Raw genomic sequence first — 6,877 nt, forward strand, 5'->3', positions numbered from 1 at the left:
GCATGACGGCCGTGAGGATCAGTGCCACGACACCGATCAGCACGCAGATCACGATGTCGAGGACCCAGATCGCCACGCTGTGCTTCCACAGCCCGTCGGCCGGGTCGGTCCGCAGGGTCTCGTTACCGAACTTGCTGACGTCGTTGAGATCGTCCGTGGACGCCAGGGCCGCGAACCCCCAGCGGGCCGGGACGAGCAGGCTGATCTGCTCCAGCACGGGGCGCCCGACCAGCGAGGTCAGTCCCCCCGGAGAACACCAGCTGACCCATCGTGACCAGGACCAGGATCGGCATGGTCTTGTCCGCGTTGTCGATCAGCGTCGAGACCAGCAGACCGATCATCATCGAGGCGAGCGCCGCGACACTCACCGCGATCAGACACTCCAGCACCGGCGAGCCGAGCACGACCGCCCTCGGCGGGGTCCGGCCCACCAGCCCGATCAGGGTGAAGACAAGACACTGGGCGGTGGTGATCCCGGTCAGAAGAATGATCTTTGATCCAAGGTAGGCGGTGCGGGACAGCCCGATCGTGCGTTCCCGCCGGTAGATCGGCCGCTCCTTGACGATCTCCCGGACCGAGTTGGCCATGCCCATGAAACAGGCACACAGCACCAGGACGAGGAGAACCTTCGTCGCGTCGGTGTTCGGCGCCTGGGGTAACGCACGCAGCCCGTCCGGGGCGCGGATCACCTGTGGGACGACGCCGAGCAGGAACGGGAAGGCAATGATCAGCCGTAGGTACGACCGGTCGGCGAGCACGACCCGCCAGTACCGTCGGGTCAGCGTCGCGAGCTGGGCCCGGACCGGCTGCTGGCGCACGCTGGGCAGCTCCGGCGGTGCCTTGCGCACCGCGGGCGCCACGATCGCGGAGGGTACGAAGAACTCCGAGTCCCGGAACCGCTCCGCCATCTCCTCACCCGGAGTGGCCTCGAGCTCGCGGAACACCGCCGCGAACTCGCGGAAGTCCTCCTTGCCGAAGAACCGCAGCGCCCCGTCCGCAGGCCCGAAGTAGGCCACGTGCCCGCCGGGCGCGAGCACGAGGATGAAGTCGCACAGGTCCAGGAACAGCACACTGTGGGTGACGACGATGACGGTCCGGCCGGTCTCGTCGCCGGAGCCGGCGCCGCCGCCCTTCGCCAGGCCCCGCAGGGTTTCCATCACAGACTGGTCATTGGCCGGGTCCAGACCGGAGGTCGGCTCGTCCAGGAACAGCAGAGAGGGCCGGGTGAGCAGCTCCAGCGCGACGCTGGTGCGCTTCTTCTGGCCGCCGGAAAGCCGGAAGACCGGTGTGTTGGCGTGCGCGGTCAGTCCAAGCTGGCCGATGACCTCCTCCACCCGGGCCCGCCGCTCCTCGGCGGTGGTGTCGGCGGGGAAACGCAACTCCGAGCCGTACAGCAGAGCCTCACGCACGGTCAGCTGATCGTGCAGCGGGTCGGCCTGCGGCACGTACCCGATCCGGCGTCGCAACTCGTCATACTCGGCGTAGAGGTCACGTCCCGCGTAGATCACCGATCCCCGGTCCGCCGGTCGGAAGCCGGTGAGAGCGTTGAGGAGCGTGGACTTGCCGGCCCCGCTCGGTCCGACGACGCCGAGCAGGGAACGGCCCGGCAGCCGGAAGGTCATGTCGTGCATGAGCTGCTTGGTGCCGGCCCACACCGACAGCGCCTGCGCCTCGAAGGCCACGTCACCGGAGTCGACGTATTCGACGAGCGAGTTTCCCTCGAGCTGGAACAGATGATGGCCGATGGCGATGATGTCGCGTTGCATCACCCGCGCCCGGGTGACCCGGTGACCGTTGACGAAGGTGCCGTTGGCGGAAGCGAGGTCGACGAGCTCGACACCGGCCACCGAGATGTGCAGCTCGGCGTGATGGCGGGACGCGAGCAGGTCGCCCACGTTGATGTCGTTGTCGCGGGACCGGCCCATCCGCACCCGTCCGATCGTCAGCGGATGCACGCGCCGCCGGTCGTGCACGATCGTCGCCTGTCCCACGGCCGAGTCGGGCCCGCCCGACTGCGCAGGCGCCGCTGGGACGGGCGCCGCCGGGATGGGCGCCGACGCAGCGCCCGGCGCCGGTTCGGACCACCATTCCGTGCCCGGCACCGCCGCGCCCGGCGACGGCGACGGCCAAGACGGCGACGGCGACGGCGGGCCGGCAAGGGGGATGGGTGCCCCGCCCGGGCTATGGGTCGGCGCGGTCGGCGGGATCATCGGCGGGGCCGGACGCAGAACGAGCACCACCTCAGGTCCGTCCACCGCGCCGAGCCGGAGCCGGAGCTCCCCGGAGACGGCAAGACCGCCCACACGGCAGCCATCCCGCCAGAGACCGTTGGCGCTGATGTCCTCGATCCGCCATCCGCCGACGTCGGGATGCAGCACCAGATGCCGGCGCGACACCCGGCCATCGTTGATCACAATGTCGGCCGTACGGGCCCGCCCCACCACGACCGGCTTGTCTCCGGTGAGCGTCGCCTCCCCCGCGGGGGTGGTGACGTGAAGCGGGGTCGGAACCACCAGCACTCTCCCTCGCTCCTTCGATCGCCAGACGCACCATAGTGTGCCTGTGCAGAGGGAGTTTTCCCGCCCCTTCCGCAACATGTCCGAAAGCTGACGGCCACGAGACGGCGCCACGACGGGTTGGAGCGTGCTGGATCCGGACACCGACCGGTCCGGGGAACGAGGAAATGCGGTGGGCGGGTGGTGGAAATCGAATCAGTTCCAGCGGGCCGCACGGGTGCCGCCGTCGGGTAGGCGGGCGGAACCGACGGCCTGACCGCGGTTGTTGACCGCCACGGCGCGGCTGGTGCCGCCGCCGAAATCGCCCAGGAGCACCATCCGACCGTGGGACCAGCGGAATCCGTGCTCGGCGCCGTCGGGCGTACTGCTGACGCCAACGATGTCGCCACGGTCGCTGATCGCCGCCGGCGTGCTGGAAGGGCCGCCGAGGATGCCGAGATCCGTCACGCGGCTGTCCTCCCAGCGGAAGCCGCGACCGCCACCGTTGCCGTCGAACGTCGAACCGACGACCTGCCCAGCGTCGTTGATCGCCGTCGCCAGGCTGCCACGACCGCCCAGCGCGCCAAGATCGATGATCCTCCGACCCCGCCAGACGACCGCGTGCATCGTCCGATCGGCGGTCTGGGCCCAGCCGACGACGTCCCCACGATCGTTGATGTCGGCGGCCCAGCTCCCGACACTACCGGGCAGGTCGGGCAGATCGGTCCACCGCCCTCGGGTCCACCGGGCGGTGCGGGAACGGCCCCCCTCGTCCACCCGAACGGCGACCTGTCCGCTGTCACTCACCGCCACGGCAAAGCTGGCGGCACCCGACGGCGCGCCAAGATCGACGGTCCGGCCACGCCACCAGCTCACGGCACGAGGCGGCGCGGTGAACGTGGTTCTGGTCCCGACCACCTGGCCGCGCTCGTTCTGGTCCTCGACCCGGAAATCGAGATCGACGAGAACGCCGCCGGGCCGGAACACGAATCCGGTGTCGGGGGCGCCGCGGTGGGGGCGGAAGCCTGTCACCTGGCCGGCGTTGCTGATCCGCGACGGCCCGGGGGCCCCGTCCGGCAGCGCCGTCACCGCACTCTCCGACCATCGCAGGCCGTGGAGGTCGTAGGAGCCCGCGGAGCCGATGCCGACGACCTCTCCCCGATCGTTGATCGCTGTCGCCGTACTGAACAAGTACCCGGATGGAAAGCCCAGATCCACCGGCGCAACCGGTCCACCCGGGACCGCGTGCCGTCGCGCCGCGGCGCCGTTCGCCGGAACCATCGCCAGGATGAGGGCGGCAGCCATCGTGCCCGCCATGGTCGCCGCCCGTACCGCCCGTACCGCCCGTACCGCCCGCATCATCGCCCTTCCGCAGGGGCCGGCCATGCTCCGGGAACGCCGTCCCGGACGCACCTCGAAACCACGACATGAAGTGAGGCAAGTATTACGTTCCGCATCGACATCGGTGCCGTCGACTCGGCGTGGGCTCGACGACCGCGTGGTCCTTTCGTGGTCCGGAGGCGATCGAGCCGCCGGTCACAGCGTTTAGTGAGACGTCGGTGCCAGATACCGAAGAAAAACCACATTGTCGAGTTGTCGGACCTCGACGAGGCGAAGGGGCGAGCGGACGTCGTTGGGGAAGACCCCCGGTCCCACAAAGGTCGGCGCATCGCGCTCGCCGACGAAGAACGGGGCGACGGTAAGATGCAGCTCGTCGACCAGGCCGGCGGTGAGGAAGGCCGTATGCAGCGAGGTACCACCCTCCACCAGCAGCCGGCGGACGCCACGCCGGGCGAGATCGGTCAGGATGGCGGCGACCTCGACCCGGGGCCGACCGGGAAGCTCGACCAGGATGACGCGCGCGGTGAAGGTGGCGCGTTCGGTGCGGGCAGCGGGCGCGGTGCGGATCGCCGCCGACGCCGATTGCGGCGTTGACAGCTCGGGAGACGAGGTCGGCGCGGCGATCGGCAACGATGATCCGGCCCGACGGTAAATGATCGTCTCGACCGGGTCGGTGGTGAACAGCCGAGCGCTCGGGTCGAGATCTCCCCCGCCGGACAACACGACCTTGATCGGCGTGGGCGGACGCCCGGCCGCCTCCCGCGCCGCCCGACGGTGCTGCGCGCGCACGGCGAGGCGGGGATTATCCCGCCGGACAGTGGCCGCGCCGACGAGGATCGCGTCACAGCCGGCACGCACCTCGTCCACCCGGTCGAGATCGGCGGCACTGGAGAGGATCAGCCGCTCATCCGAGCTATCGTCGATGTGCCCGTCCAACGACATCGCGCAGCTGCAGATGACGTACGGCCGGCCAGCAACAGCGCCTCGGCCCACAGCGTCATTGTCGACGATGACACTGTCGACAGTGTCATCGTCGACACGCCGGCTCATTCCCATGACGACCATCATCCCAGACCCGACATGCCCGGCAGACCTGTCGGACCCTGGGACTACCGTCAACAGATGTGCGGATCGCGACGTGGAACATCAACTCTGCGAAGGCTCGGCAGGCCCGCCTGATCGAATGGCTCGACCGGGCCGAGCCGGATGTGGTGTGCCTGCAGGAGACGAAGCTGTCGGACGACGCCTTCTTGGAGCTGTTCGACGAGGATCTGTTCCGCCGGGGCTACCGGGTCGCCCATCACGGCGACGGCCGGTGGAACGGCGTGGCGATCCTGTCGCGAGACACCCTCGACGACGTCGCGCGGGGTCTTCCGGGCGATCCGGGCTTTCCCGGTCCCGAGCCTCGCGCCATCGCCGCGACCTGCGGCGGCATCCGGATCTGGTCGCTGTACGTACCCAACGGCCGGACCATCGACGACCCTCATTACGCCTACAAGCTGGCCTGGCTCGCCGCGCTGCGCGAGGTGGTGGCCGAGGCCACGGCCCAGGGCGCGGTGATGGCGTTGGGTGATTTCAACATCGCGCCAACGGACGCCGACGTCTGGGACATCACCCAGTTCGAGGGCGCCACCCACGTCACCCCGGCGGAACGCGCGGCACTCGCAGAACTCGTCAACGCCGGGCTCATCGATGTGCTGCGGGCCCGCTGGCCCGACGACGCCGTCTACACCTACTGGGACTACCGCCAGCTGTGTTTCCCGAAGAACCTTGGGATACGCATCGACCTGGCTCTGGCGACCGCCGACGTGGCGGGCCGCGTGCGCGCGGTCTGGGTGGACCGAGCGGCCCGCAAGGGTGTCGGGACGAGCGACCACGCTCCCGTCATCGTCGATCTGGACACCGCGCCGGACGGCGACATCGGGCCGATGGTGCCGCCTCCGTCGAGTGGTAGCTCGGCCGGACGGTCCGCCCCGGGACGGACCTCCTCCGCCGGCACCGGACCGCGCCGCCGCTGAGCCGGGCGGTCCCGGCAGGATCGACCGGTCCGGCGGGGTATGCCGCCCGGTGCGAGGGAACCGCTGCCCGGCGTGCGGACATCGGCGTCCGCACGCCGGGTGCGCTCCTCAGGCGGTGGAACCGGCCGCGGCCGGCGTGGCCGGCTCGGCGAGCCGCGGCGTCGCGGATTCCGCCGGCAGCCCCGGGGAGCCACCCTCGGCAACCTCGGCCGGCCGGGCGTCGCGGACGACCGGGGTGATCTCAATCCGGGTCGCCTTGGGCTCCGCCGCCGCGCCGACGAGACGGACTGTCAGGATGCCCCGGTCGTAAGTGGCCGAGATCCGCTGCGCGTCCACGCCCTCGGGAAGCCGGAACTCCCGGCGGAAGGAACCGTGCCATCGCTCGCGGTGCACGCAACCGGCGTGCTCGCTCTCGCTGCCGGCCGCACGCTTCCCGCGGACGACCAGGCGACCCCGGTCGATCTCGACCACGACGTCCCGCTCGACATCGACCCCGGGCAGCTCGAGGTTGATCAGTACATCCGCTCCCTCGGTAACCACATCAGCCGACGGGACGGCGAACTCGGTGACCGACGACCGTCCGGTAAGCACCGGACGCCGCGGGCCCCAGGCACGCCGAACAATCTCGTCGAACTCCCGGTCCATGCGCCCCAGCGCGGCAAACGGGTCCCACAGGTAGGTGCTCACGACACTCCCCCTCCAAAAGATTGATCTTTCTAGGGCCGATCTCTGTACATCGATGCCGATCGAGACGCGCCCGCCCCTCAGGCGCCCCCTGGACGGATCACCTTCGGTGCGACTGCCTCCCGCTCTCACAGTTAGTGAGTCTAAGACGCTCAACCTTGCTGTTGCAAGTGAGGGCAAAGAATTTGTTGGATGTGAGGCAGGACGCCGAAGCGGCGAACGGTCGCAGCGGCCGGCCCCGAGCGGCCGGGCAGCGGGGCCCGGCGCCGGCCCGCCGCGGCGGGCCGGCTCTCCTGGAGCGAGGAGCCGGCGATCGTGCGGCCGCGAGCCGCCCCGAGC

The 6,877-nt window shown here is 70.2% G+C and carries 4 protein-coding genes and 1 pseudogene; 1 reads left to right on the plus strand and 4 read right to left on the minus strand.

Features of this window, described 5'->3' with window-relative positions; genetic code table 11:
• The 3 genes and pseudogenes from ACY45C_RS15465 to ACY45C_RS15475 all read right to left on the minus strand — a co-directional run.
• Positions 1-2,513, minus strand: a pseudogene (locus ACY45C_RS15465) (ATP-binding cassette domain-containing protein); the annotation flags it as partial.
• Between the two features lie 198 nt (positions 2,514-2,711).
• Positions 2,712-3,857: a hypothetical protein gene (locus ACY45C_RS15470; RefSeq protein ID WP_462188299.1), complete on the minus strand. Its 1,146-nt coding sequence runs from the start codon at positions 3,855-3,857 to the stop codon at positions 2,712-2,714.
• A 183-nt stretch (positions 3,858-4,040) separates the two neighbouring features.
• The gene (locus ACY45C_RS15475; protein WP_462188300.1) at positions 4,041-4,892 is read right to left on the minus strand and encodes a RibD family protein; all 852 of its coding nucleotides are present in this window, start codon (positions 4,890-4,892) and stop codon (positions 4,041-4,043) included.
• 68 nt (positions 4,893-4,960) lie between these two features.
• Here ACY45C_RS15475 and ACY45C_RS15480 point away from each other — a divergent pair, with 68 nt between their 5' ends.
• Complete coding sequence (locus ACY45C_RS15480; RefSeq protein WP_462188301.1) at positions 4,961-5,854, plus strand: exodeoxyribonuclease III; 894 nt, start codon at positions 4,961-4,963, stop codon at positions 5,852-5,854.
• A 108-nt stretch (positions 5,855-5,962) separates the two neighbouring features.
• On the opposite strand, the gene ACY45C_RS15485 is transcribed toward ACY45C_RS15480, so the two are convergent.
• A complete protein-coding gene (locus ACY45C_RS15485) occupies positions 5,963-6,541 on the minus strand; it encodes an Hsp20/alpha crystallin family protein (protein ID WP_462188302.1) in 579 nt (192 codons plus the stop codon).
• Positions 6,542-6,877: the final 336 nt, after the last annotated feature.

This window comes from Frankia sp. CcWB2 (assembly GCF_977927585.1).